The 24,334-nt window shown below is 40.3% G+C and carries 20 protein-coding genes; 13 read left to right on the forward strand and 7 right to left on the reverse strand.

The window, feature by feature from the left end:
- The first annotated feature begins 9 nt into the window (after positions 1 to 9).
- The 10 genes from ACQ86H_RS06135 to ACQ86H_RS06180 are packed head-to-tail and all read left to right on the forward strand — an operon-like array spanning position 10 to position 9,680.
- Entirely contained in the window at positions 10 to 996 is a 987-nt protein-coding gene (locus ACQ86H_RS06135; protein ID WP_431294165.1) for a TonB-dependent receptor plug domain-containing protein, read from the forward strand.
- The gene (locus ACQ86H_RS06140) at positions 993 to 3,116 is read left to right on the forward strand and encodes a hypothetical protein (RefSeq protein ID WP_431294166.1); all 2,124 of its coding nucleotides are present in this window, start codon (positions 993 to 995) and stop codon (positions 3,114 to 3,116) included. Before ACQ86H_RS06135 ends, ACQ86H_RS06140 begins: the two co-directional genes overlap by 4 nt.
- Complete coding sequence (locus tag ACQ86H_RS06145) at positions 3,113 to 3,520, forward strand: hypothetical protein (protein WP_431294167.1); 408 nt, start codon at positions 3,113 to 3,115, stop codon at positions 3,518 to 3,520. Before ACQ86H_RS06140 ends, ACQ86H_RS06145 begins: the two co-directional genes overlap by 4 nt.
- Before the next feature lie 5 nt (positions 3,521 to 3,525).
- Positions 3,526 to 4,896 carry a RagB/SusD family nutrient uptake outer membrane protein gene (locus ACQ86H_RS06150; RefSeq protein WP_138818243.1) on the forward strand — a complete coding sequence of 457 codons (1,371 nt, stop codon included), beginning with the start codon at positions 3,526 to 3,528 and terminating at the stop codon, positions 4,894 to 4,896.
- 11 nt (positions 4,897 to 4,907) lie between these two features.
- Positions 4,908 to 5,471: a hypothetical protein gene (locus tag ACQ86H_RS06155; protein ID WP_431294168.1), complete on the forward strand. Its 564-nt coding sequence runs from the start codon at positions 4,908 to 4,910 to the stop codon at positions 5,469 to 5,471.
- 11 nt (positions 5,472 to 5,482) lie between these two features.
- On the forward strand, positions 5,483 to 6,892 hold the full coding sequence (locus ACQ86H_RS06160) for a TlpA family protein disulfide reductase (protein ID WP_431294169.1): 1,410 nt from the start codon (positions 5,483 to 5,485) through the stop codon (positions 6,890 to 6,892).
- Positions 6,892 to 7,305 carry a S41 family peptidase gene (locus tag ACQ86H_RS06165; protein WP_431294170.1) on the forward strand — a complete coding sequence of 138 codons (414 nt, stop codon included), beginning with the start codon at positions 6,892 to 6,894 and terminating at the stop codon, positions 7,303 to 7,305. Before ACQ86H_RS06160 ends, ACQ86H_RS06165 begins: the two co-directional genes overlap by 1 nt.
- Positions 7,305 to 8,522: a S41 family peptidase gene (locus tag ACQ86H_RS06170; protein WP_431295345.1), complete on the forward strand. Its 1,218-nt coding sequence runs from the start codon at positions 7,305 to 7,307 to the stop codon at positions 8,520 to 8,522. The genes ACQ86H_RS06165 and ACQ86H_RS06170 overlap by 1 nt, the downstream gene beginning before the upstream one ends.
- A 10-nt stretch (positions 8,523 to 8,532) precedes the next feature.
- Positions 8,533 to 9,258, forward strand: a complete 726-nt coding sequence (locus ACQ86H_RS06175; RefSeq protein ID WP_431294171.1) for a DUF4369 domain-containing protein — start codon at positions 8,533 to 8,535, stop codon at positions 9,256 to 9,258.
- 38 nt (positions 9,259 to 9,296) lie between these two features.
- Complete coding sequence (locus tag ACQ86H_RS06180) at positions 9,297 to 9,680, forward strand: peroxiredoxin family protein (RefSeq protein ID WP_431294172.1); 384 nt, start codon at positions 9,297 to 9,299, stop codon at positions 9,678 to 9,680.
- Positions 9,681 to 9,810: 130 nt separating this feature from the next.
- Here ACQ86H_RS06180 and ACQ86H_RS06185 read toward each other — a convergent pair whose 3' ends face one another.
- The 7 genes from ACQ86H_RS06185 to ACQ86H_RS06215 all read right to left on the reverse strand — a co-directional run bounded on the left by ACQ86H_RS06185 (position 9,811) and on the right by ACQ86H_RS06215 (position 17,814).
- Positions 9,811 to 11,055 carry an arsenic transporter gene (locus ACQ86H_RS06185; protein ID WP_431294173.1) on the reverse strand — a complete coding sequence of 415 codons (1,245 nt, stop codon included), beginning with the start codon at positions 11,053 to 11,055 and terminating at the stop codon, positions 9,811 to 9,813.
- Positions 11,056 to 11,069: 14 nt separating this feature from the next.
- Positions 11,070 to 12,191 carry a metallophosphoesterase family protein gene (locus tag ACQ86H_RS06190; protein ID WP_431294174.1) on the reverse strand — a complete coding sequence of 374 codons (1,122 nt, stop codon included), beginning with the start codon at positions 12,189 to 12,191 and terminating at the stop codon, positions 11,070 to 11,072.
- A 144-nt stretch (positions 12,192 to 12,335) separates the two neighbouring features.
- A complete protein-coding gene (locus ACQ86H_RS06195; protein WP_431294175.1) occupies positions 12,336 to 13,394 on the reverse strand; it encodes an MFS transporter in 1,059 nt (352 codons plus the stop codon).
- Positions 13,395 to 13,715: 321 nt separating this feature from the next.
- Positions 13,716 to 15,053 carry a sensor histidine kinase gene (locus tag ACQ86H_RS06200; RefSeq protein ID WP_431294176.1) on the reverse strand — a complete coding sequence of 446 codons (1,338 nt, stop codon included), beginning with the start codon at positions 15,051 to 15,053 and terminating at the stop codon, positions 13,716 to 13,718.
- Positions 15,054 to 15,737 carry a response regulator transcription factor gene (locus tag ACQ86H_RS06205; RefSeq protein WP_431294177.1) on the reverse strand — a complete coding sequence of 228 codons (684 nt, stop codon included), beginning with the start codon at positions 15,735 to 15,737 and terminating at the stop codon, positions 15,054 to 15,056.
- Positions 15,734 to 16,468 (reverse strand): hypothetical protein, encoded by a 735-nt coding sequence (locus tag ACQ86H_RS06210; protein ID WP_138818234.1) that lies wholly within the window; start codon positions 16,466 to 16,468, stop codon positions 15,734 to 15,736. The genes ACQ86H_RS06205 and ACQ86H_RS06210 overlap by 4 nt, the downstream gene beginning before the upstream one ends.
- A gap of 614 nt (positions 16,469 to 17,082) precedes the next feature.
- On the reverse strand, positions 17,083 to 17,814 hold the full coding sequence (locus tag ACQ86H_RS06215) for an OB-fold nucleic acid binding domain-containing protein (RefSeq protein WP_431294178.1): 732 nt from the start codon (positions 17,812 to 17,814) through the stop codon (positions 17,083 to 17,085).
- Positions 17,815 to 18,668: 854 nt separating this feature from the next.
- On the opposite strand from ACQ86H_RS06215, the gene ACQ86H_RS06220 reads away from it, so the two are divergent.
- Genes ACQ86H_RS06220 through ACQ86H_RS06230 form a run of 3 tightly spaced genes read left to right on the forward strand, consistent with a single transcriptional unit; the run spans position 18,669 to position 24,333 of the window.
- Positions 18,669 to 21,656: a SusC/RagA family TonB-linked outer membrane protein gene (locus ACQ86H_RS06220; protein WP_431294179.1), complete on the forward strand. Its 2,988-nt coding sequence runs from the start codon at positions 18,669 to 18,671 to the stop codon at positions 21,654 to 21,656.
- Positions 21,657 to 21,668: 12 nt separating this feature from the next.
- A complete protein-coding gene (locus ACQ86H_RS06225; RefSeq protein ID WP_138818231.1) occupies positions 21,669 to 23,258 on the forward strand; it encodes a RagB/SusD family nutrient uptake outer membrane protein in 1,590 nt (529 codons plus the stop codon).
- A 10-nt stretch (positions 23,259 to 23,268) separates the two neighbouring features.
- A complete protein-coding gene (locus ACQ86H_RS06230; protein ID WP_138818230.1) occupies positions 23,269 to 24,333 on the forward strand; it encodes a phosphatidylinositol-specific phospholipase C1-like protein in 1,065 nt (354 codons plus the stop codon).
- The last annotated feature ends 1 nt before the right edge of the window (position 24,334 follow it).

Genomic DNA, 24,334 nt, shown 5'->3' on the forward strand with positions numbered 1-24,334 from the left:
TTAACGTTTATGCAAATCAGTGCATCAACAATGGCACAAAAAGTTTCCATTGTTGAAAAAAATGCATCACTGGAACGCGTGCTTAAAGAGATACGTAAACAGAGCGGTTACGACATTATTTATGACCTCAATATTATTCTGGATGCTAAACCTGTTTCCATTAATGTAAATCAGGTTAGTGTATTCGAGGCTATTCAAAAATCACTAAATAACCAGGCCCTTACTTTTTCGCTGGATGGTAAAACCATTGTAATTAAAGAAAAGAGCGTGACGGATAAACTGGTTGATATTATTAAGGCCGTTGATGTAAAGGTTTCGGTTAGGGATTCCTCAGGCAGGCCACTCCCGGGAGCCAATGTTTACAACAAAACAATCAATAAGATGTACACCACCGACAAAAACGGGGACTTAGTGATTAATGATGTGCCTGCCAATGGTTATGTTCTGCAAATCAGTTATCTGGGCTTTAGGGGTGAGGAGATTTTCGTTGACCGGAAAACGATCACTTATTATATCACACTCCGGCAGTCTTCAGCTGCGTTGGAGGAAGTGTCAGTGGTTTCAAACGGATATCAAAAAATAAGCAAGGAGCGTGCTGCAGGCGCTTATACTGTTATCACCGGTAAGGAACTGGCAGCTAACCCCGCCATAAATATTATGGAACGCCTGGAAGGACAGGTAGCGGGCGTGAAGTTTGATATCAAAGGCAATAGCGTACAAATTAGAGGGGTAAATAATTATGGAGCAGGCAATGGAATTCCTTTAATTGTTCTTGATGGGTTTCCTTTAATGAATTCAAGTGACGCAGCAACCCTCACCAAACAGGTTGCGGGAAATACCTTTGGCAATTCAGTGATCAGTAATATCAATATGGCAGATATTGAGCAGATTACTTTCCTGAAAGACGCTTCGGCAACTTCTATATGGGGCTCAAGAGCCGCAAATGGCGTAATTGTTATAGAAACTAAGAAAGGAAAAAAATTGCACCTTCCTTGAACGTTGGTTATATTTTCGGCATTTCAAAAAATCCATCTATTGCCGATTTGCATTGGATGACCAGTGCTCAATACATCAATTTAGAGCAGGAGATGGTGGATAAAGGGATACTTGTAGACCCGGTTGCAGCTGCTTTAACAGATCCGAGCAATGCCATATATACGCCCAACAACAGTGAAGCAACGGAATGGATGTTCAGGGTTAAACGCGGTACTGCGACAGTGGCACAGCGAGACGCCGCATTGGCTGAAATTGCATCGAGAGATGGAATGAAACAGATTGAAGATAAATTATTGCAAAATGCCGTAAATCACCAGTATAACCTTTCTTATTCAGGCGGTTCTGAAAGCAGTACCTATTACATATCCGGAAATTACACTAAAGATATACCGGTTTTTAAAAGCAATTTTGCTGAAAACGCCTTTGTAAACGCGAATACATCAACCGATTTTTTTAATAAAAAAGTAACACTGAGGGCATTATTTAATTATCAATACTCCAGGTCGCAATACAATGCAGCAGCAACAAATGCGCTATCAATAAGCACTACAGCATTACGTCCTTATGATTTATTGCAGGATGCAAATGGTAATAGTATCGGCAGAAATATTATCATTACCGATACTTACGCGAACAAATTGGTAAACCAGGGTTATTTGCCATTTACTTACAATACATTAGATGAGTTAAATTATTCAAATTCTATCGCTAAAAATAATGTACTCAGAATGAGTGCAGGTTTAAATGGTAAAATTGCGAAATGGCTAAATGCTGATGTTTCCATATCTAATCAGCGGCAGTTTGGTAGCTCTTATACGCTGGATGATGCAAATAGTTATGCAGGCAGATTGCTTACAAATAACTTTACCCCGCTTGTTAATGGTCGGGCAGTTCCACCATCTTTTGCGGGTGGACGCTACACTACCTATGGGAACACATCATCAGAAACATCGCTAAGAGGTCAGCTGAACTCTGACTTTAATATAGGTGGTAAACACCAGTTCAATGCAATTGCTGGTGCCGAAATCAGAGAAACCAATTCTGATAATACATCTGAAACCAGGTACGGATTTAATGCAGATACACGTACGACCGCAACAGTTAATCCTACGCAAATATATCCAGATATTTATGGTTATGGCCAGTCTTTAGGTTCTAATTTAAGTAGTCTAATTGCTTACCGTAAGAGGTATTTATCCTATTATGGAAATGCATCATACAGTTATCAGGAAAAATATTTTGTTACAGGTAGTGTGCGGTTTGACGATGCCACCCTGCTGGGAGTTGAAAGGCGTAAAAGAGCCGTGCCATTTTGGTCGGTTGGTTTGAGGTGGAATGCGAACAAAGAAGAATTTTTACAGAATACAGAATGGCTGAATGCACTTAGCGTTCGTGCAACTTTAGGAACGGCAGGTGTAGCACCACTGACTGGCACAAATGTGCCTATATTAGCGATAACAGGTACCGATCCACGAACTAACCAGCCAGTAGCCAATATCGATTTACCTGCCAATTCTGATCTGGGTTGGGAAACTACAAAAATGGCCAACCTGGGAATTGATTTTGGATTATTTAAGGGTAGATTAAATGGAAGCTTTGATGTATATTTCAAAAGAACAACAGGCATTTTAGGAAACTTTGCCTTCAACCCGACATACGGATGGTCGAACCTTAATTTTAATAGTGGAACGTTAAGTGGTAATGGTTATGAATTTACTTTAAACGGTGAAATCATCAGGGCTGGAAAATTCAGCTGGAAATCCATATTGAATTTTGGCTATAACACCAATAAGGTTACTGATCAGCGATATGCCAATAACGCCAGTAGTATCGCAGGGACAGCGGCGACAATTGAGGGCATGCCATTAGGGGCTACCTACGTTTATCGCTGGGCAGGACTTGATAATAAAGGTCAATCGCAGATTTATGATCGCAACAACAAAATTATCAATAACACAACCAACCTGACTAATGCATTTACCAAAGATGATTTAGTTTATGTGGGTAGACGCTATGCGCCTTATACAGCTGGTTTCAACCACAACTTCAGCTATGGTCAGTTGGAGTTAGGAGTAAGATTTGTAGGTTATTTTGGACATATTTTCTTAAAAATGCCGTGACCAATTATCCAAATTTTGCAGGCACATATTCAGGCGTGCTTGGTCGTCAGGGAGAACTGGATAATCGCTGGAGAAAACCAGGTGATGAAGCCAATCCCGATGTTATTCCGGGCTTGACAGACGTGAACTTTAACAGCATTAACCGTTACCGCTTTTCAGATGCTTTAGTCCGAAATGCAGATAATATCCGTTTACAACAGATTTCTCTTGCTTACATCGTTCCACAGCGCTTCCTGCCCCGCAACTTTGTGAAATCTTTGTCGCTATCGGCCAATGTGCGAAACCTTGGAATTGTCTGGCGCGCCAACAAAGATGGTATCGATCCTGAATTTATCAACACAGGAAATTTTGGTAGCGTAACACCTACGCCAAGTTATGTTTTTGGAATTAATGCAACGCTATAATCAACATGAAAAATAGATATTCAATTATATTGTTTGCCTTAGCAATTACTTTGGCAAGCTGCAGAAAATATGTGGAGATTGATCAGCTTTCAGTCAGAACACTAAAATATACTTCCGATTTCAGGAATACCATGAACAATAATGGTGTTCTGGAAGGGAACTATTCTTATCCGATTCTTTCGGGTGATGATATAGAAATTACAGATGCAACAAGGCAGAACTCCCTAGGGGACATTTTAGGTAATGTATACAGCTGGGCGCCGAAATATACGTCCGATAGCCAGAGCGATGCCGATTGGGATAAGCTGTATAAAACCATTTATGTATGCAATCAGGTGTTGGACGGCGTTTTGACTTCTCAGGGTGGAACGGAAGCGGAAAAGAAGCGGATTTATGCAGAGGCTCTTGTACACCGGGCTTATACCTATCTGGTATTGGTGAATATGTATGGCAAACAGTATAACGCAGCTACCGCATCAACTGACCTGGGCGTTCCACTGCTTACGACACCAAATTTATTTACTAAACTCAACAGAGCCCCTGTTGCCGATGTATATAAGCAGATCTTAAATGATTTAAGAACATCAATAAGTCGTTTGCCTGCGCTTGCGGAGTATAATGTACGCCCGGCGAAAGTATCAAGCTATGCCATATTTGCTAAAACGTATTTAAATATGCGCGATTTTGGCAACGCAGCTCTATATGCGGATAGCGCCCTGGCCTTGCAAAGTGGCTTACTCGACTTGAAAACCTACGAAAATACGCCTGGAACCATTCCCGTAAGATTGTTAAATCCTGAAATCATATTTTCGAAGACTTCAAATGTAGTCTATCAGGCTACTTCGCTAAGCAATGATTTACTTACTTCTTTGGGAACAACAGACTTACGTTACAAGCTTTTTACAGATATGGGGAGTCGGTTTAGGGGCCAGTTTAGCTCTTCCTTCACCGGAAGGGCATCCACCAAATACCTGATTAATGAATTTGTAATTAACAATGGTCCAACTGTTCCTGAAATGATGCTGATTAAAGCGGAGTGTTTAGCCAGGGCTGGAAAAACTGACGATGCTATTCAAATCGTAAACAATTTAAGAATCAAACGCTTTACAACGGCCAATTATGTTCCGTTAACAGCAGCAAGTGCCAGTGAAGCACTTCGTATAGTTGTTGAAGAGAAAAGAAGGGAATTTTTTGGAACAGGTACGCGTTGGTTTGACCAGAAGCGTCTGACTTTTGATAACGATTTCGCCATAACAAAAAATCGTAGTTTCAAGGGTGTTAATTATACTTTACAACCCAATAGCAACCTTTACTTATATCCTATCGGAGATAAATACATTCTTCTGAACCCGGAATTGCAACAAAACCCTAGATAGAAAATCAATCCATGAAAAAACATTTTTTTAGAAAATGTATGCTACTGCTTTGCCCATTTTTTGGGCAGCAGTTAGCTGCACAAACGGTAACCTGGCAGCCCGAAATACTAAAACAAAACCAGAAAATCAGCTTTCAATACCAACCGAAAGGTGGCGATCTTGAATTTAGTGACGGGCCAAAAGCACTCGCAGGAGTATACAGCGGTAGCAAATGGAACACTGTCCCGGTGCAGTTAGAGAAAAAGAACGACGTATGGACTGGAAGTTATCAACTTCCGGAACACGCGGTGTTAATCGCCTTAAAATTTTATCAGGGTGACCTTCAGCAACCTGAAGCAATTGACAATCAAAATGGTAAAGGTTATTATCACCTTGTTAAAAATACAAAGGGGCAGGTAATCCCGGGTTCCTATCTGTCAGAAGCCGCTTTCAAAGCAGGGACAACGGGGAATGGGATGCTGAGTAGCTTCATTATTCCATCTATGGATAAAAAAATGATTGACTCTTTGCTCCAACAGGAAAAAAGCTTTCTAAACGTATACCAACGTCACTTCTGTTCAATTATCTCGATTTAAAGCAACTCACCATGCCCGCTTCTGAATTCAGCGTATTGGCTGATAACCTTTTAAAAAGCGAACTAAAAAACGGAAATCTTAACGAACAGTTTTTAGCACAGGCACAACGCTATTACGATAGATTAAAAGATAAAAATGGTTCAGCAGCAGTAGAATCACTTATTTTTAAAGATTACCCTAAAAGCAGCACAGCCAGGTTTTTATCCTTCAGAAAATATACGGAGGGAAAATACGGAAAGGATTTCGAAACAGGTGCTGAAGATTTTCTTAAGGCTTTTCCATATTTGGAATGGAAGAAATCACCAGACAACCAGGCATATATTTACTACACGATATTCAGAAACCTGGCAACACAATACTTTGACGGCGGGCAAAATGATAAATTTTTAGAGCTCTTTAAGGATATTGATTTTAAAACTGCCAATGAAATCTACCGCTGGAATATAAGCCGAAATCAAATGGCGGGAAAAAGCGATCAGAAATTACTTTATAACGATAGCCGCATAATTATTCCTTATCTGCTGGAAAGACAAAAGGACAAATCCTATTCAGGCGATTTCGATGATGCGGAAAAAGCACAGGAAAATGCAGATAATCAAATGGATGATCGCTTATTTACCCACATCGCCCTCGCAAATGCCCAGGGTGATTATGCCGGGGCAAACCAGTACTTCAAATATTTATCAAAAAAAGGGACTTTCGGAAATGCGGATTTAAATGCAATGCATGTTAATGTTTTGGAAAAACTGAACGATACCAAAGCCATTAAAGCCTTATTGGAATCCAGTGTAGCTGCGAATGCAGTAACGCCGGTTATGTTTACCAAACTTAAAGAACTATATAAAAGCGAGCATGGCGGGAAAGAAGATGGCTATGAGCAATACCTTGTTGGTTTAACGCCATCGGACAAGAAAAATGAAATGAGGGCACATGTAATGGCAAATATGGTCAACTACCAGCTCGCTCCATTTAGTTTAGAAAATGCCGATGGTAAAATGGTCAATTCAAAAGATTGGGCAAACCAGATTGTGGTCATCGACTTTTGGGCAACATGGTGCAGACCATGCATTGAAGCTTTCCCGGGTATGCAGCTTCTGATAGACCAATACGCAAAAGATCCCAAGGTTGCTGTATATATGATCGGTACCATGCAGTTTGGCGATTATAAAGCCAAATCTGTAAATTATGTAAAAAGTCAGGGCTTTCGTTTCAATCTTTTGCATGATGCTATTAGTCAAACAGGGTCGCAGGATCAAGTATTTAAGAGCCTTTTGCCATTGTTTAAACAGTCCTCTATCCCACGCAAAATCATCGTAAAAAACGGTGTAGTACGCTACAGTTCAGAAGGATATTCCGGTAGTCCTAGCCAGTTACGCGATGAATTATCTACCGCGATTGAGATTTTAAGAGCAGAGAAATAATGATAAGAAAAACGATAATTACAGCCTTTTTTTCCTTTTGGATTGGGCTTTCTGTTCAGGCACAGATGAATCCGAAGATTAAGCTGCAGGATGCACTTAAACTCATTCAGGATAATTATGTAGATCCGGTAAATGATGAGCAGGTTGTTGATGCGGCTATCAAAGCGATGTTAAGCAGCCTCGATCCGCATTCCAGTTACATTAGCCGCGAAGAAATAGAAGCCATGAACGAGCAAATGACTGGCAGTTTTGCCGGTATCGGTATCTCATTTGCAATGGTGGCTGATAGCACCTTTATAACTGGTATTAATCCTGAGGGCCCGGCAGCAAGGGCAGGTTTGCAGGTAGGAGACCGGATTAATATGGTTGATGGTGCCTCTATTTTCGGTAAAGGTTTAAAAACCAGGATGTGATGCGGATGCTGCGGGGCGAAAAAGGGAAGGCTGTTAAGTTAGGCGTTATTCGCAAGTCGCAAACCACACCGCTCGAATTTAATGTGATGAGGGAACAGATTGCTGAACTTTCTATCAATACCAGTTACATGGTAAGCAAAAATGTAGGCTACATTTCGCTGGCTATTTTTAGCCAGTCAACCAGAAGGGAAATGGATGCGGCATTAAAGAAATTAAAGGCTTTAGGCATGACCAAATTAATCCTGGATTTACAATCTAATGGTGGCGGACTTGTTGAAGCTGCTATCGGTGTAGCAGATGAATTCCTGGCCAAGGATAAACTGGTTTTCTATTCAGTAACCAACTCCGGTGTAAAAGATAATTATATGACTGGTGGATTTGGCCAGTTTATGACAGGCGATCTGGTGGTTTTAATTGATGAATCTACCGCATCATCAAGCGAAATATTAACAGGTGCTTTACAGGATTGGGACAGGGCTGTGGTAATTGGCAGAAGAAGCTTTGGTAAAGGCATTATGCAAAAAGGCCTTGAATTGAGCGATGGTTCAGTAATCAAATTGACAGCAGCACGTTATTATACACCATCAGGCAGATCGATTCAAAAATCTTATGCTAAAGGCAAAACAGATTACTTTGAAGATTTTAACAGGCGTATGGCTTCTGGTGAACTTACTGAGGGCGGACATGTGAACTTTCCGGATTCTCTAAAACACACGACCCTCCTGAATAAAAGAACGGTTTATGGTGGTGGCGGGATTATGCCTGATAAGTTCATACCAATCGATACGGCACTGTACAGCGCATGGTTGAATAAATTGATGAACAGTGGGCGGGTAACCCAGGCGGCTTTCAATTATGTACAACAAAACCGAAAAAGCTTAACTGATAAATATACGGATTTTGATGCTTTTGATCATTCCTTCAACATAGATGAGCAAATGGTTGATCAGATTATGACCAGCGCAATTAAGCAAGGGCTTAAATTACCACCCGTAACGGATAAGGTAGCCAGAAAAACCATTGCGGTAGAATTAAAGGCAGAGATGGCCGATATGCTCTATCTAGGTAAAGGTTATGCACTTCGCGTTCGAAATGAGGCCAGTAATGCATTTAGTACGGCGCTTAATATTTTAAATAATCAAAAGATTTATAATCAGTTCCTCGAAGCTAAATCTTTACAGAATACATCATCTCCATCCAAAACCACAAAAAAATAATTTATAAATCATGAAAAAAACATTATTGGCAGCAACATTGGTGATTAGTGCTTTTGTTGCCTCTGCACAAACAGGATATGTAATAAATGGCCAGATTGGCAAATTGGGAAAACCGGCAAAAGCCTTTCTCTTAATCAAATTAGAAGGGGCCCAAAAATTAGATTCGGCAGAACTGGTTAACGGGGCTTTCACATTTAAAGGTTCGGTACCTTCACCAATGGAAGCTACGCTTCGCCTTAAACACGACAAATCAATCGATACACCGGGACGACGGATTAAAATTGATGGCATGGCTATCATTTTAGGAAATGAGAACATCACCATTACCGGAAAAGATTCCATTAAGACAGCTGTTATCAAAGGTTCTACTTTAACCGATGAAAGTAAAAAAGTTGATGCCCTTTTAGCTCCTGTTTATGGAAAACTGAAAGCGCTGGAAAAAGAATTTGCTGATCAGCCAGAAGCTAAAAAACAGGATAAAACCTATATCATGGACCTGGAAAAAAGAGCAAAGGTGATAGAGAAAGAGATTTTTGATGCAAAAATTAATTATGTTAAACAAAATCCTTCGAAATACATGGCCTTAATGGCACTTAATTCGACTTTAGGCCCGGGTTTCGATGCCATAGAAATGGAAAAAATCTTTGCAAATATTTCTCCGGAACTCAGAAACTCTTTTTCGGAAAACAGGTTGCTGAGCGTATTGCTAACTTCAAAAAAACACAGGAAGGTGTAGAGGCACAGGATTTTGCCCAGCCAGATGTAGACGGTAAAATGGTTAAGCTTTCTGATTACAAAGGAAAATATGTGCTGATCGACTTCTGGGCATCATGGTGTGCACCATGCCGGAGAGAAAATCCAAATCTTGTTAAGGTTTATGAACAATATAAATCAAAAGGGTTTGAAATTTTAGGCGTATCTCTTGATAAGGCTGCTGATAAAGCAAAATGGCTTAAAGCCATCGCTGATGATAAATTGACCTGGAAACAGGTTGGCGATTTAAAAGGCTGGGAAAACGAGGCGGCGGCTAAATATGATGTTAAAGCTATCCCTATGAATTTTTTAATCGATCCAAGTGGAAAAATTATTGCCAAAGAACTTCGCGGCCCTGCACTGGAAGCTAAAATAAAAGAGATTTATGAAAATAAGTCTAAGTAGTAAAAATTTTATTAGTTAATGATGACGAATGCAGGTTGATGGATGTCGCCTGCATTTTTTGTATCATTTACTATTGTTCTATCAATTGACAACTGGATTAAAGTCATGTAGTGTCAGGATACCTAACAGATCAAATCCATAAGGATAGTATTGCAATTATCAAAGCCGCAGTCATAATTACACTTCCTAATTTTAAAAATTTCCAGGCACTAACTTCTTGCCCCTCCCGTCTTAAAGCTACCAGCCATAGTATCGTAGCCAATGAACCTGTTATAGAGAGGTTGGGACCAAGATCTACGCCAATAAGCACCGCGCTTTTAACCATTTCGGGAGTATGTGTATTTTGCAACACACTTCCTGCTATTAATCCGGCCGGCAAATTATTCATTAAATTGCAGGCTACTGCGATCAGAGCACCACTAAGCCACACGGCCCCCGTCTCAGATTGTGCTATCGCATCATTTAACCATCTACTTAACTGCTGTGTCATCCCGGTTTTATTTAAAGCTTCTACCACTACAAATAAACCTGCCACTAACGGAAGTACTGCCCAGGATATCCCTTTAATAATATTGACCGGGTTTTTTCTTGCCCTGGCCAATACAATTGCGCTGGTGGTGACACCGGTAATTAACGTGGGCAATCCAAGTTGAATATTCCAGGCTGAAGCAGCCAGTAAAACAGCAGCAGTTCCACAAATCCCAATTAAAGCTGTCTTACCGCCCGGACTTAATTCAGGCAAACTAATGTCAGTTCTGATTTTCTGTTTAAAACAGTCGCGCTGAGAGAACCGGAGCATAAAATAAGTAACGGTAATGGCACATATAGAGGGTATCAGGTACAAGCTTAGCCAATGCATTAAGGAAGGCATGTGTGTGCCATAAATGACCAGATTTGCAGGGTTTGAGATGGGCAGCATAAAAGAAGCTGCATTAGCAATGAAAGCACAGATCAATAAATATGGCAGTGGTTTTTCTACTTTAGCTGCTTTAACTGCAGCGGCCACGGCTGGCGTTAGTACAACAGCTGTGGCATCATTGGAAAGAAATGTGGTTACAATAACACCAACAAGATAGATCAGCAAAAACAATTTCCCGGAAGATCCCCTGGCCCTTAAAGTGGCATGGGCAGCCAGCCAATCGAACAGTTTTTCCTCCCTGGCTGTTTCGGCCAGTAACATCATGCCCGTGAGGAATAAATAAACATCTAAACCTTTTGCTATCCCGGAAAAGGCATCAGAAACGGTAATCAGATGGAATAATAACAATAAGGTAGCCCCAATTATGGCGTATACTGCTTCTGTAACTTTAAAAGGCCTGATGATCACACCTGCTATTGCCAGGAAGGAAATGATCCAGATTAGGATGTTATTCATATTTTTTTATAGCGCTAAGATATCGGTTTTCCATTTCGGTTAGGGCCAAGCTGTGTACCCATGATCCCGTTTTCCGGCCAGGTGCCAATAGTATCTGCATCGCTGCCATCTTTAATATTTTGAGGTGAAATGTATTTATCTGTAGCAGGCTGTATGGTCCAGATACCGGGACGGCCTGCAACATCTGTGGCTTTGATGGTCAGATTATTCAAAGGTTGTTCCAAAACTTCGACTCTGACCTTCCATAATCGATCTTTCTCTTCAAAGGTCATATCTTGCCAATCCGATAAACCAGATTTGCATACTACAGACGAGATTTTCCGAGGACCCAATACTAAAACAGAAGCTTCATATTCTCCTTCAACCCTTTGGTTGTCTCTGTTCAATAAATGGTAATCAGCCGGCCAGGTAGTCATTACAAATGGAAAAGGTTCTGCTAGTTGTTTAAAACGCCAGGTAACAGCAGATTTATGAACAGAAATGATTGAATAACCAACCGGACCCTCTTCAATCTGCCCGGTCGATCTGGTTGCTGCAAAAATGGTTTGACCGTTATTGGCGATCTCGTTGTAATGCGTGTGTCCCATATCCACCAGCACTACATCGTATTTTTCCAGCATCTCATTGATGGATTGCCGCTCATCCGGTGCTTTCAAATCAGCAGGAAAAACATGCATAAACAGTAGGATTGTTTCTCTTCTTTCCTTAGCCGCAGCCATTTCTTTTTCCAACCATTCTAATTGTTTAATACCTAATCTAAAATCTGGTCCGCCATTTCCAAATCCGCAAACGTCTATAAACAGGCACCTGTTATTCTTATGTAAAACGGATAGCGGTAGTTTTTGGGTTTGAGGCATTTTATACATATTATCGAGGCTGCCTTGTTCCATATCATGATCACCCGCCAGGATATAAACCGGTATGCTTAACATTTTAAGGGCAGTAGCCACTAACTTATATTGTTCAGGCAAACCGTTATCGGCATTGTCGCCGGGTAACAGGACAAAATCAAGCTGGTTGTTTAGTTCTGTTTCAATTTGAGCTATAATCGATAGCAGATCTAGGTAATTCTGTTCTTTGGCTTTAGTAATATGCAGATCTCCTAAATGAGCGAAGACTAGTGGGGCTGGACTCATAGATTTATTTTTTTGTATTCGCGAAGTGTTTTTAAAAGATCCTGTAGAATCTTGTTTCTCTTTTGTTATCGTTTGATGTATTTTTTTAACCTCTTACAACAGCGTTTATTTACTACCATGCTATCATATAAGAATTAATAGGGGTTAGCAAGCATCCTTAATTGTTTTTGCAAATATGATCCACAATAGGATAGAACCGATAGCAAACGCACCAAGGATCATAAAAGTAGTATTATAACCTATTCCCTGCGCTATCCAGCCTCCAATTGCCGGACTAAATGAAGCACCCAGCCCCTGTACGGTCATTACTGCACCTTGTCCGATATTTACGCGTCCCGTGCCATTCAATATATGAGCAACCAATCCGGGAACTGCAACACTTTGCAGACCGGCTCCAATCCCGTCTAAAATTTGTACAGGGTAAATACCTATATGACTGTGCATATAGGCGGCAAATAAACCACGTATTGGCAACGAAAGGAAAGAAATGAATAAGACCAGCCAGTAGCCTTTTTTGTCTGCCATCTTCATGGCTAGTAGTGATGTGCCGATCATAACCAGTTGTGCGATAATAATAGTCATGGCCACAAACATGGAAGCGTTACCCTGGCCATTAGCGGCAGCGGCGAGGCCATAGAGTGGCAGCATAGCGCCGTTTCCTAAATGAAAAAATGCTAATGCGCCTGCAAGGACTAATAATGATTTACACTGCAATAATACTTTAAATCCACTCGCTTTCTCATCTTTATCCCCCTCTTTCATGCCTCTAGCTACGTTATCATCAATGGAATTGGCCGGAATCAACAAAACTGAAATAATGGATAGTACACCAAAAAAAGCAGCCAGAATAAATATTGCTGTTATGCCGAATTTATAACCCAAGTAACCTGAAAGCGCAGAACCTACCACATTGCCTGCATGATTAAATGCCTGGTTGTAACCGTTTTGTTTATTAAACCCTTTTTGCTTCACTATTCCAAGCGTGATTCCTATTATAGCCGGACCTATAGCCGATCCGGCAATAGCTGTTGCCACCTGCGAAATGCTAACCAGCCAAAACTCCTGGGTGAATAAGATTATCGCTGATGCCAATATGGTGAAGATCGCTGATACAACTACATAAAACCGCTTCCTTTTGGTGGCATCGATTAATGCACCCGCTGGGATAGTCATAATCATTCCGGCAACTCCGCCAATGGTCATGACTGAGCCAATCAGTCCGCTTTCCAGCCATGCGCTAAAAGGAATATTCCTAAAAATGGCCCGATTCCAGCCTGGAGATCAGCCATAAAAAAATTAAGAGATTGTAATGGCCAGATTACCCTCTTATCTGTTACGATTGTTGCTACTTGTTTGCTCATACGATTTCCTTAACATCTTGAGCATCATTATGTTTAAACCCTTAATAGGAATGATTGATGTTAATTTGCTGTAAATCAGAATATTGTGTTATTGTTTGATGGGATTAATTTTTCTTCATATTAATAAGTGCCGCGAGATAACGTGTTAAATCAGTACTGAGCCCTATGCACTGATTGGCAAGTCTACAATGGCTTCAAATGAAAAATTGCTGCTTTCCATGCGGAAATTTCCATCATGTAAGTGCGTGATCTCTTTAACAAGCCAGAGACCAATGCCAGCGCCATTTGAGTCTATAGCCTCTCTATGGAAGGCATTTTGAAGATTTTCAGTCGGGAAACTTTCTTCGTTAATCGTATTTTTAAAGCGTATGGCGATATGATCCTTCAACGTAGATTGCTGGACAGAACAGCCGATAGTGGTGCCTGGAGTAGCATATTTAACTGCATTTTCGACGAGGTTCATCAGTAAGATATTCAGTTTATCATCATCGGCAATTATTAAAAATGTCTCTGCATCTTTATCAAAATTAATCTTCGGTTTTAATCCTTTTTGTTGCAGGAACGGTTGAAACCTGTGAAATAACCGAAGTATAACCAATGAAAGATCCATTTGCTGCTTATGTAAGGTAATGCCGCTACTTTTTAACTGACTTACCAACAAAAATTCCTGTACCACCTGTTGCAGCCTGTTAATTTCAGCAAGCTGACTTTCCATCAGGTTTGATAACTCCGGCGCCAATACCGGTTTAGATAGGTGGACTTCTATTTCGGCTCGCATAATGGCTAGCGGTGTCTTTAATTCATGTGAGGCAGAGGCAAAAAAGTTTTGTTGTTGTTGTAACGATTCATCGATCCTCACTAACATCATATTTATGGTTTCCGTTAATTCCTGCAATTCATCATTCGTTTTCTTAACCGGAATTACATCCCTGAGTTGATGCGCATTGATGAGTTTGGCCGCTTTAATGATACGCTGCACCGGCTGTAATAAATAAAACGATAAAATATAGGCAATCAAACCTGCAAGCAAAACACTCAACAGGCTACAGGCAAAAAGAAGTAGCAGCAAGTATCGTAAATTATTATTTAATTGGTCTGCACTGCGTACAAGCATCAATTCGGCGGGGTTATCTTCATTACTGCTGATTACATAGGCAACCCTCATTCCCAGGGTATCGGTTACGCCCGTTTTTGTAGGTGTGCAGATATTTTTAATGATCCCGGGTGACTGAAAAACTGTTATGGGCTTTCCTGCTGAATGGTATAATACCCTGATGGAAGTATTGTTATCAGGCAAAGGAATAATTGCCGGTAATACTTCGGTTTTATCCAAAAGTGTTTGGGCCCTGGCCATTAAATAGGCATCATTATCGGATATCATCAGTATCCTGATCTTCCGGTAACAGTAGAGGTTGAAGGAGAAACTCAATAAAATAAAGATCAGACTAAAGGCTGCTGTTATTTTTAACTTGATACCGAACTGACGCTTTCCTGTTATCATTTAACCTTGTTTTACGTCGCCTTTCAGTACATAACCCCGCCCAACAACCGTGTGGATCAACTCTTCATCATAACCTCTATCCATTTTTTTCCGAAGCTGGTAAAGGTGTACTTCTATTACATTGCTACCAGGATCGAAGTGGATGTCCCATACTTTTTCGAGAATCTGTGATTTTGTTACTACGTTGTTTTGATTGGCGAGCAGGAACTCCAGCAAGGCAAATTCACGATTACTTAATATTACTGGCTTACCGGCCCGGCTAACTTCTCTTGTCAGCAGGTCTACCTTGAGATCCGAAACCTGTAATTTGAGTGAACCCTGTGCTAAAGACCGGCGTTGTACAGAACGTACCCTGGCTAACAGCTCATCAAGCTCAAATGGCTTTTTAAGGTAATCAATAGCACCATGGTCGAGCCCGTTTATCACGTGTTCTGTATCGTTCAATGCACTTATTATAATCACCTGCGTTTGGTTGTTAAAGCTGCGCAGGTTTTTTAAAACTTCCAACCCGTTAAGTGTGGGCAACATCATATCCAATAGTATAAGATCATAATTACCAACCATAGCCGTTTCCAGCCCCTTATTACCATCGGCAACCTGATCACAGATGTGACCCGCCTGCGTAAGGCCGTCAGCAATAAATCCTGCTAACTTTATCTCGTCTTCTATTAATAATATTTTCATCTTACCAGGAATGTTTTGTTATCTATAGTAATGCTAAGCACAATATATACTTTGTCATGATTTATATTAATAAAGCCCTGGTCATCCTGACGCCTCACCGCTACAAGATGAAATGTGTCGCTTTCTTTGATGAGGTGTGCGATATCATCTACCAGCCCTGGCTTAAAGTGAAATAAAAGGTTATTTTTTCTCAACGCCACAATACCGCCGTATTGATCTGTGATCAAAACAGGCTTCTCCAGTTTAAAATTTTCTGTCTGATGGTTTGGAACATCCGGAGGCGGGGGCAAATCATCAAGGGTTTGGCTAATGCCCATTCTATTATTCTTAATGGCTATTAATTGGTAACCAACTACTTCATCGCTCGGGTTTAAACCATAAGTTACTGTAACCGATTCTCCTATGGCACCAATCCTGGTTACCCATGATGCAGTATGTGGCCTAAAATCAATAGTGATTGAACCAGCCTTTTCGGTTTTCAGTTCCAGTGAATTGATATCTAAATGAGGGTTGTTTTTATACCTGGTAACGATTCCGGTAATTATCCGTTGTTTATGCGGTCGTTCAACCTGTGGCCTGTTATGGTGTGCCGGTGCTTTCGGTAATAAAGGCACAGGAGGTTTTATTAATAACCAGATAATAACCAATAGTAAAATGATGATCACGACCAGCAGGGGGCGGTAATTTTTCATCTTTAATGGCTCTACGTCATTATCTTGCTCCATTTTCATACAATCTGCAAAATATCTGTATATTTTATCAGTTAACAGCGAAGCAGCCAATTAGTTCATACGCGTCAACAATTAATTTAAGATTGGGAGAGCTATCTCGCTCTCCCAATCTAACCCTATCGTACATCCCTTTTAGTTTACATTTTTTTTAGCGTCGTTGCCTAGGTCGATCGTCATGCTGAATTTATTTCAGCATCTTTCCTGCTAATAGCAAGCTTTGATATCTTAAAAACTATACTTTGGAAATAAATGTTGATTTTTTCCGCTCTATGCCGCGGTGGCATGGTACTTTGGAGCGCCAAAGTACCCAAAGCGCTTTGTCAATCCAGCAATGGGCTCTTTACACAATCTCACGCACATCAAAAAAACAGCGGCACTTTGTTTTGTGTTCAATGCTATTTTGAGCTTTAATTCAGTGATTACGAACACAAAACCACTGCGTTTCAGGTTTGTTTGTGCCAATTGTAATGAACTACTCCTGTTTTTTTGATTCTCCTGGCCCTTGGGATTGACGGCGTTCTTCGGTAAAACCTGTAAATTTATTAAAGCAAGCTAGCAAAACGTATAAAAAACCCAAACCAAAAGATGTGTCCACACGAAAGGATCTAACCAGATTATCTCAACAAATAAGTCTGTCCATTAATCTCTATGGTTTCCGGGTGAATGATGGTTGGGGCACCAGTTTCCAATGCTACACCTGATGGTGGTGTGTCTTTAATTCCGGTTACCTTTACTTTATCACCAGCTTTTAATAAAGATTGTAACTGTTCAATTGCAGGTGGAGGCAAATCTATCTGTACCTTATTGTCGAGGCTAAGCCCGCGGATTGCACCTCCCTGGTCACGCTTAAAATCACTGATTTTTCCTGTAAAGGTTCCAGACTGTGCATTAACTGGTGCAATAGGTACGGTTGGCGGGCTATCTGCTATTTGCGTTCCATCAACCAGCAAACTCGCCATTTGGAATACATTTACACCATCTGGTCCATTATCTGTAAAGCCTTTTACAGTTACCGATTTACCCTTAGCTGCTGCACTCATTAATTGTTTACCTAGTTGTTCCGGAAACCTGACTGTGATCGCCTGACTGCCATTTTGCAAGGTGAAACTATTATAAATATACCTGTCATTCGTTTGGTAGGCAATAACCTTTCCGTTTAGTGACGTTAAAACTTTTAAAGCACCGCCTTCCAAACCGCCTCTGTTTCGCCCAGGATGAGGAAGCATTTCTCCAGGCCCTATAGGTGGTGCCGGAGGGTTATCATTTGGACGTACCTGCGCTAGTGTTACTATGCTCATCAGCGCGAAACAAGCAGTTATTGCTGTTTTTTTGATTTGACTTTTCATATTCTCTTTTTTTGATTATCAATAATTTTATGATTCAAAACTACGCTTGTGATCTGAAGAGGATATGAAAAGCGAATTAAATTTAATTCATTTGATTATCCTCACCGGTTTAAAATGCGATCGTTGTTCTGAGGGGTAACTTATTTTATAAAAATCAATATGAGTGACGTTTAATTGATTTCTTTTGCCCTAAGGCGCGGTCTTGCCTCGGCTCGCCGCCGCCGAAGGGCTCTTTCTTTTGGCATCAAAAAGTAACAAAAAATGCCGGCTGAAAATTTTTCTTTTGAAGCCAGTTGTACGGCTAAAACAGTGCAGCCCGAAAAATTTGTTAGGCCGGATTTAAGTAGAACGGGGATACCGTGCTATGGCCTAGCTGGGTGGAAATGCGAAAGCAATTAAAATTCTGATTAATAACGATTTGTTAAATAACGTCAATTGTAGCTGTAGCGAAGCGGAAAGCTATGGAGTAAACCAAGCTTTAAGCGAACTCACAGAAGGTAATTTATTTCAGGGTCTTAATAGCAGCGAATAGCCTTTTCGCAATGCTGATTTCTCAAAGAGATCCACAAATCAAATGGAAATATCTGACACCATGAATAATCTCAAATGACCTCAATATTTTGATTTGCAAATGATTGTTAAACGTCATGTTAAATTAAAAAATCTAACCTGACGTTTAATGGCTGTTTTCTTAACATTCCAATGCTTTTCCTTCCCTAATTTAACAATTCAGTATTTTTTACATCATAAATTCCTAACCAACCGGGCTCATCTTTGTAGCAAATTAGTCATTGGGTTTTGGCCAAATGAGGTGCCGTTCTGGCTAATGCAAACAAACTATAAATTATTCATTCATGAAAAAAATTTACAAACTGATTTACTTTACTGAGGTACGCAGGCTGCAGGGTGTATTGATTATGCTAATGCTTTTCTCCATAAATGTAATGGCACAAAATACCCGGAACATCAGCGGTAAGGTTGTTGATGAAACCAACCAGCCAATTCCTGGCGTAACGATAAGAATAAAAGGTTCGACAGGCGGAACTTCTACAAATCCTGATGGAAACTACACCCTATCGGTAAAATCATCAAACGTTTTAGTTTTTTCCATGCTGAGTAGCATCTCAAAGGAAGTGCCTGTTGGTAATCAAACGCGAATTAATGTAACGCTCATGCCAGACAATCAGACATTGAAGGACGTTGTGGTAATCGGTTATGGTACAGCGAATAAAAAAGATGTAACGGGTTCAGTAACCTCCATTAAGTCTGAAGAATTTAATCAGGGTGTAATGGTAAATCCCGCCCAGTTACTTCAAGGAAAGGTTGCCGGTTTAAATGTAACCAAAAGTGGCGATCCAAATGCTAAGCCATCAATTACACTTCGCGGGCCTTCATCATTCAGAGAAGGTGCAGCACAAGAGCCTTTTTATGTTATCGATGGTGTTCCGGGAGCATCAATTGATTTATTGGCCCCTGCCGATATTGAAAGTATAGATATCTTAAAGGATGCATCCTCAACGGCAATTTATGGTTCACGCGCTGCAAATGGGGTAATTATGGTGACCACAAAAAGATCTAAAAATGGACAGGCACGCCTTTCATACAATGGTTATGCTGCGGTAGAAAAGGTTTCCAAGAAATATGATATGCTATCTGCGCCAGAGTTAAGGCAGTACCTTGCAGATAATAAACAGACTTTAAACCCGATCGATGACGATGGTTCTGATACCAACTGGCAATCGTTATTGGAAAGAACAGGTTTTTCACAGAATCATAATGTTTCTTTCGGTGGTTCTGGTCAGGCATCCGATTATGGCGCTAGTGTAAATTACCTGGATAACAAAGGAATACTAAAAAATACTTCTTTAAAAAGAACTATTGTAAGGGCATATATCAATCAGAAATTTTTTAACGACAGGTTAAAACTTGGCTTAACGGTTACCAACAGCAATTCAAAAAGCTCGGATATTTATCAAACGCAGGCTTTACCAAATATGCTGTTCTATTTACCAACGGTAAGTCCATTCAACACTGATGGTACTTACAAAGAAAACTATAACCGTACCGGAAGCGGAACGAGAAATCCTTTATCAATTGTAGATAATAATGTCATCAATAACCTGAACAATAAAACACTGATTAATGGAATGGCGCAGGTGAATATCCTTGATGGCCTGAAGTTCACAGCCAGTGTTTCTTCGCAAAGGGATCAGAATAATTACAGCACTTACCTGAACAGCCAATCGGGATTAGCAAGGGGTGTTAACGGACAGGCGCAAAAATTTGATGTTTTAAATAAAAGTCAGGTACTTGAGGGTTATTTTAACTATGATAAAACTTTCGGGAAACACGGTTTGAAATTACTTGCAGGTTATTCATGGCAGGAAGACAGAACCAATGATGGTTTTGGCGTTACCACACAGAATTTCTCAAATGATAATTTAGGTTACAACAACCTTTTCCTTTCAAACCCGACGTTGCTTTCGCAAATCGCATTCAATAACGCCCCGATATCTACCTTAAGATTAATTTCCTACTACGGAAGGGTTCAATATAATTACAACGAGAAATATTTATTTCAGGCCTCGTTACGAAATGATGGTTCATCTGCTTTCGGAAGAAATAACCGTTGGGGTTTATTCCCTGCTGTATCTGCCGGATGGAGAATTATTGGCGAGGATTTTATGAAAACTGTTCCGGTAGTGAGTGATTTAAAACTACGTGCAGGTTATGGTGTTTCAGGCAACAGTTTAGGTTTTGATGCCTTTTCTGCACTACTGATTTACGGTACGCCTGCCGGAAATAGTAAGTTTTTAAATAATGGCAATATCAGCAATGCAATTGGGCCGGTAAGAAATCCGAATCCGGATTTGAAATGGGAAAGTACGGCAACCACCAACATTGGTTTAGATTTTGGCTTATTTAAAGACAGAATTACAGGTTCAGTTGATTTTTATGTGAAGAAAACTTCTGATTTAATTTACGATCGTTATGAAGTATCTACCACGCAGTTTTTCCTGCCAAACATAACAGCCAACGTAGGTAAAATCAAAAATAAAGGTGTGGAGTTCTCTTTAAACGCTATTGCAGTTAAAACTGACAATTTCAAATGGACAACCTCTCCAAACATAGCACACAATAAAAACGTTGTAGAAACCTTATCTGATGATTTCTATAAAATCTCATTCATTCAAACGGCTCAGTTGGGTGGTAAAGGCCAGTCAGGAAATTTCAGTCAGTTAATTCAGCCAGGTTATGCCCTGGGTACCTTCAATTTATGGAACTATGCGGGTAAAAATGCGGCTGGCGTAAGTACTTATGTTAATGCTGCCGGACAAACCATCGCTACACAACCCTTAACCACTGATGCTAAAATTGCAGGCGATGCACAACCAAAATTAATTTACGGATGGGCAAATACCTTCAACTATAAAAACTGGGATTTGAATTTCCTTGTTCGTGGGGTATTAGGTAATAAAATCCTAAATGCAACAATGGCATCATTAAACAATCCGGCTGATGCCAAGCTGCAAAATATCCCCAGATTTACTTTAGGCGAATCTTTCAACGATACAAATGCATACCTGATTTCTGATCGTTTTGTGGAAAGTGGTTCTTACCTGCGCTTAGACAATGCTACAATCGGTTACACCATTAAGCCAAAAGCACAATCAATTAAAGCGATCAGACTTTACGTTACAGCAAATAATCTTTTCGTGATTACAAACTACAGCGGTATTGATCCTGAGATTAATATGGGTGGTGTAACGCCAGGTATAGACAATAACAATTATTATCCAAAAACAAGAACCTATAGTTTTGGTGTAAGTGCATCATTCTAAAAAAATAAGAAAATGAAAAAGTTTATCATCCTGTTTAATATTCTTGCCTGTTTGATGGTAATGGAGTCGTGCAGCAAGCTAGATGTCGATGTAGAATCGCAATACGTTAAAGAAAATTTTCCCTATACCCCTGCAGATTATACAGCACTTTTTGGCACCATGTATTCTAACTTATCATCACAGTACGGCGTGCCTTACTGGAGAATGCAGGAACTTTCTACCGATGCGGCTATCCTGCCCGCCCGTGATGGAAATTTTGATGATGGTGGCCAGTACCGCCAGTTGCATTACCATACCTGGACCATTGATCATCCAAATGTTAGAGATATCTGGCAGTGGGGTTTCGGCGGTATTAACAATTGCAACCGCTTAATAAATCTTACAACTGAATCAGTAGCATCTGATGCTTCAAAAGCTAAAAGTATAGCTGAAATAAGAGCAATGAGGGCATTGTATTATTACTTTATGATGGATTTGTATGGAAACGTACCCATTATAGATGCCTTTCCGGTGAGTACGCCTCCTGGAAATCAAACCCGCGAAAAAGTATTCGAATTTATAGAAAAGGAGCTTTTAGCTATTGTTGCTCAATTACCGGTAAAGGATAACACCAACCGGATTTTGGTTTACGGCAGACCAACACAGGCAATGGTTTATGCTTTGCTGGAGAAAATGTATTTAAACGCAGAAGTTTATACCGGCAAACCAAGATATACAGACGCCGTTACCATGGCCGATAACATTTTGAAAAACAGCAATTATAGTCTGGATGCAAAATATAGCGATATTTTCGATGTAAACAACGGTCCGCAGATTAACGAAACCATTTTTGCAATTCCTTATGATCAGCAGATTCCAGGAAATCAAATCACCAGATTTGGCTTTTATCCTGCGCTGGCGCCAGCCTATGGAATAAACGTGGGTTTTAGTATTTCGATGAGTACCACGCCTGAATATTTCAACCGTTTCAACTTAAGTAATGATATTCGTACAACTTTCTGGCTGGTTGGTAAGCAATATGCGCCGGATGCAAACCGTAAACCTGATTTAACCAAACCTGTTTATGTTGCAGGAACAACAACTCAAATTGAGATTACCCCTGACCTTATTTTAAAACCAGGTAAACCGATGGATTTAGGTAATACAGTTGCTGATCAGGCAAAAGGTGTCCGCTCAGTAAAATACTGGCCAGATCCAAATGCCATCCAGGCAACCAGGTTAAACGGAAACGATATGCCGGTTTTACGTCTTGCCGATGTCATGTTAATGAAAGCCGAAGCCATATTAAGAGGTGCAACAGCAACAACCGTTAACAGTGAGTTACAAACGCCTTTGGTTTTAGTTAATAAAATAAGAAGCCGTGCCGGCGCTGAAAGCGCAACAACGGTTACTTTGAGTACTTTGCTTGATGAAAGAGCGCGTGAATTTAGCTGGGAGGCCTGGAGAAGAAATGATTTAATCCGTTTCGGGCAATTTGAAACTGAATATCCACTCCCGAATGATGTGCTTTTTATGAATAAAGACATCACCAGGAGGATTTATCCAATTCCTGCAAATGAGCTGAAACTGAATGCAAATTTAAAACAGAACCCAGGCTACTAAAATTAAAAATATGAGACTGATTACCTGCTTTGGTTTATTGCTGGTTGTACCTGCAATTGCCTTAATTACTAAAAAAGACGATTTGCCAATCAATCAAATACAGGTTATCGGCTCGCACAACAGTTATAAGCAAGCCATTAATCCTGCGCTGTTCAATGTTATTAAATCACAGGATTCGGTAGCCGCCAACAGTCTGGATTATGAACATATTCCGATGCCCGAGCAATTGGATATGGGTTTAAGAAATCTCGAAATCGATGTTTATGCTGATGAGAAGGGTGGTAAATATGCCCATCCCAGAGGTTTAGAACAGGTAAAGGGGCAACCTGCATTCGATAAAGACGGTGAAATGAATAAACCCGGATTCAAGGTATTTCATGTTCCGGATTTAGATTTCAGGTCGTCGGCACTAACTTTTGTGATTGCATTACAGCAATTAAAGAAATGGTCAGATGCTAATCCGGACCACACACCAGTTTTTATCACTTTAGAAGCTAAAGATGACTCGATAAAGCGTAAAGGATTTACGCAGCCTGAGCCCTTTACAAGTAAAACTTTTGATGAACTGGATGCTGTGATTATTCAAAATTTAGGGAAAGAGCATATTTTAAGTCCGGATGAGGTGAGAGGCAAATATAAAACTTTGGAAGAGGCTGTGCTGGCCAAGAACTGGCCGAAACTTAGTCAGGCCAAAGGTAAATTCCTTTTCGTTTTGGACGCTAAAGACAGAAAGCGCTCCACCTATATTCAGGGGCATCCTTCACTTAAGGGTCGCGTACTATTTGCCAATGCAGACCCGGGAACGCCTGAAGCAGGTTTAATGATTCGAAATAATCCGAAGGATGAGCAAATTCCTGAATTGGTGAAGAAAGGTTACATCATCAGGACCAGGGCCGATGCGGATACGAAGCAAGCCAGAAATAACGACTGGAGTGATTTCGAAGCCGCCTGTAAATCGGGCGCCCAGATTATTACAACAGATTACTACAAAAAAAGTACGCACTTTAAATCAGATTATGCCATCAGTTTTGCTGATGGAAAATACTTTAGAGCGAACCCTTTATTTAAAAAGTAAG

Origin of the sequence: Pedobacter sp. P26 (genome assembly GCF_050632135.1) — a bacterium.
In the GTDB taxonomy this organism is placed as follows: domain Bacteria; phylum Bacteroidota; class Bacteroidia; order Sphingobacteriales; family Sphingobacteriaceae; genus Pedobacter.

Coding starts and splice junctions, on each gene's coding strand:
- ACQ86H_RS06135 (WP_431294165.1), top strand. CDS start 10: ATGCAAATCAGTGCATCAACAATGGCACAAAAAGTTTCCATTGTTGAA.
- ACQ86H_RS06150 (WP_138818243.1), top strand. CDS start 3,526: ATGAAAAATAGATATTCAATTATATTGTTTGCCTTAGCAATTACTTTG.
- ACQ86H_RS06155 (WP_431294168.1), top strand. CDS start 4,908: ATGAAAAAACATTTTTTTAGAAAATGTATGCTACTGCTTTGCCCATTT.
- ACQ86H_RS06160 (WP_431294169.1), top strand. CDS start 5,483: ATGCCCGCTTCTGAATTCAGCGTATTGGCTGATAACCTTTTAAAAAGC.
- ACQ86H_RS06165 (WP_431294170.1), top strand. CDS start 6,892: ATGATAAGAAAAACGATAATTACAGCCTTTTTTTCCTTTTGGATTGGG.
- ACQ86H_RS06170 (WP_431295345.1), top strand. CDS start 7,305: ATGCGGATGCTGCGGGGCGAAAAAGGGAAGGCTGTTAAGTTAGGCGTT.
- ACQ86H_RS06175 (WP_431294171.1), top strand. CDS start 8,533: ATGAAAAAAACATTATTGGCAGCAACATTGGTGATTAGTGCTTTTGTT.
- ACQ86H_RS06180 (WP_431294172.1), top strand. CDS start 9,297: ATGGTTAAGCTTTCTGATTACAAAGGAAAATATGTGCTGATCGACTTC.
- ACQ86H_RS06185 (WP_431294173.1), bottom strand. CDS start 11,055: ATGAATAACATCCTAATCTGGATCATTTCCTTCCTGGCAATAGCAGGT.
- ACQ86H_RS06190 (WP_431294174.1), bottom strand. CDS start 12,191: ATGAGTCCAGCCCCACTAGTCTTCGCTCATTTAGGAGATCTGCATATT.
- ACQ86H_RS06195 (WP_431294175.1), bottom strand. CDS start 13,394: ATGACCATTGGCGGAGTTGCCGGAATGATTATGACTATCCCAGCGGGT.
- ACQ86H_RS06200 (WP_431294176.1), bottom strand. CDS start 15,053: ATGATAACAGGAAAGCGTCAGTTCGGTATCAAGTTAAAAATAACAGCA.
- ACQ86H_RS06205 (WP_431294177.1), bottom strand. CDS start 15,737: ATGAAAATATTATTAATAGAAGACGAGATAAAGTTAGCAGGATTTATT.
- ACQ86H_RS06210 (WP_138818234.1), bottom strand. CDS start 16,468: ATGAAAATGGAGCAAGATAATGACGTAGAGCCATTAAAGATGAAAAAT.
- ACQ86H_RS06215 (WP_431294178.1), bottom strand. CDS start 17,814: ATGAAAAGTCAAATCAAAAAAACAGCAATAACTGCTTGTTTCGCGCTG.
- ACQ86H_RS06220 (WP_431294179.1), top strand. CDS start 18,669: ATGAAAAAAATTTACAAACTGATTTACTTTACTGAGGTACGCAGGCTG.
- ACQ86H_RS06225 (WP_138818231.1), top strand. CDS start 21,669: ATGAAAAAGTTTATCATCCTGTTTAATATTCTTGCCTGTTTGATGGTA.
- ACQ86H_RS06230 (WP_138818230.1), top strand. CDS start 23,269: ATGAGACTGATTACCTGCTTTGGTTTATTGCTGGTTGTACCTGCAATT.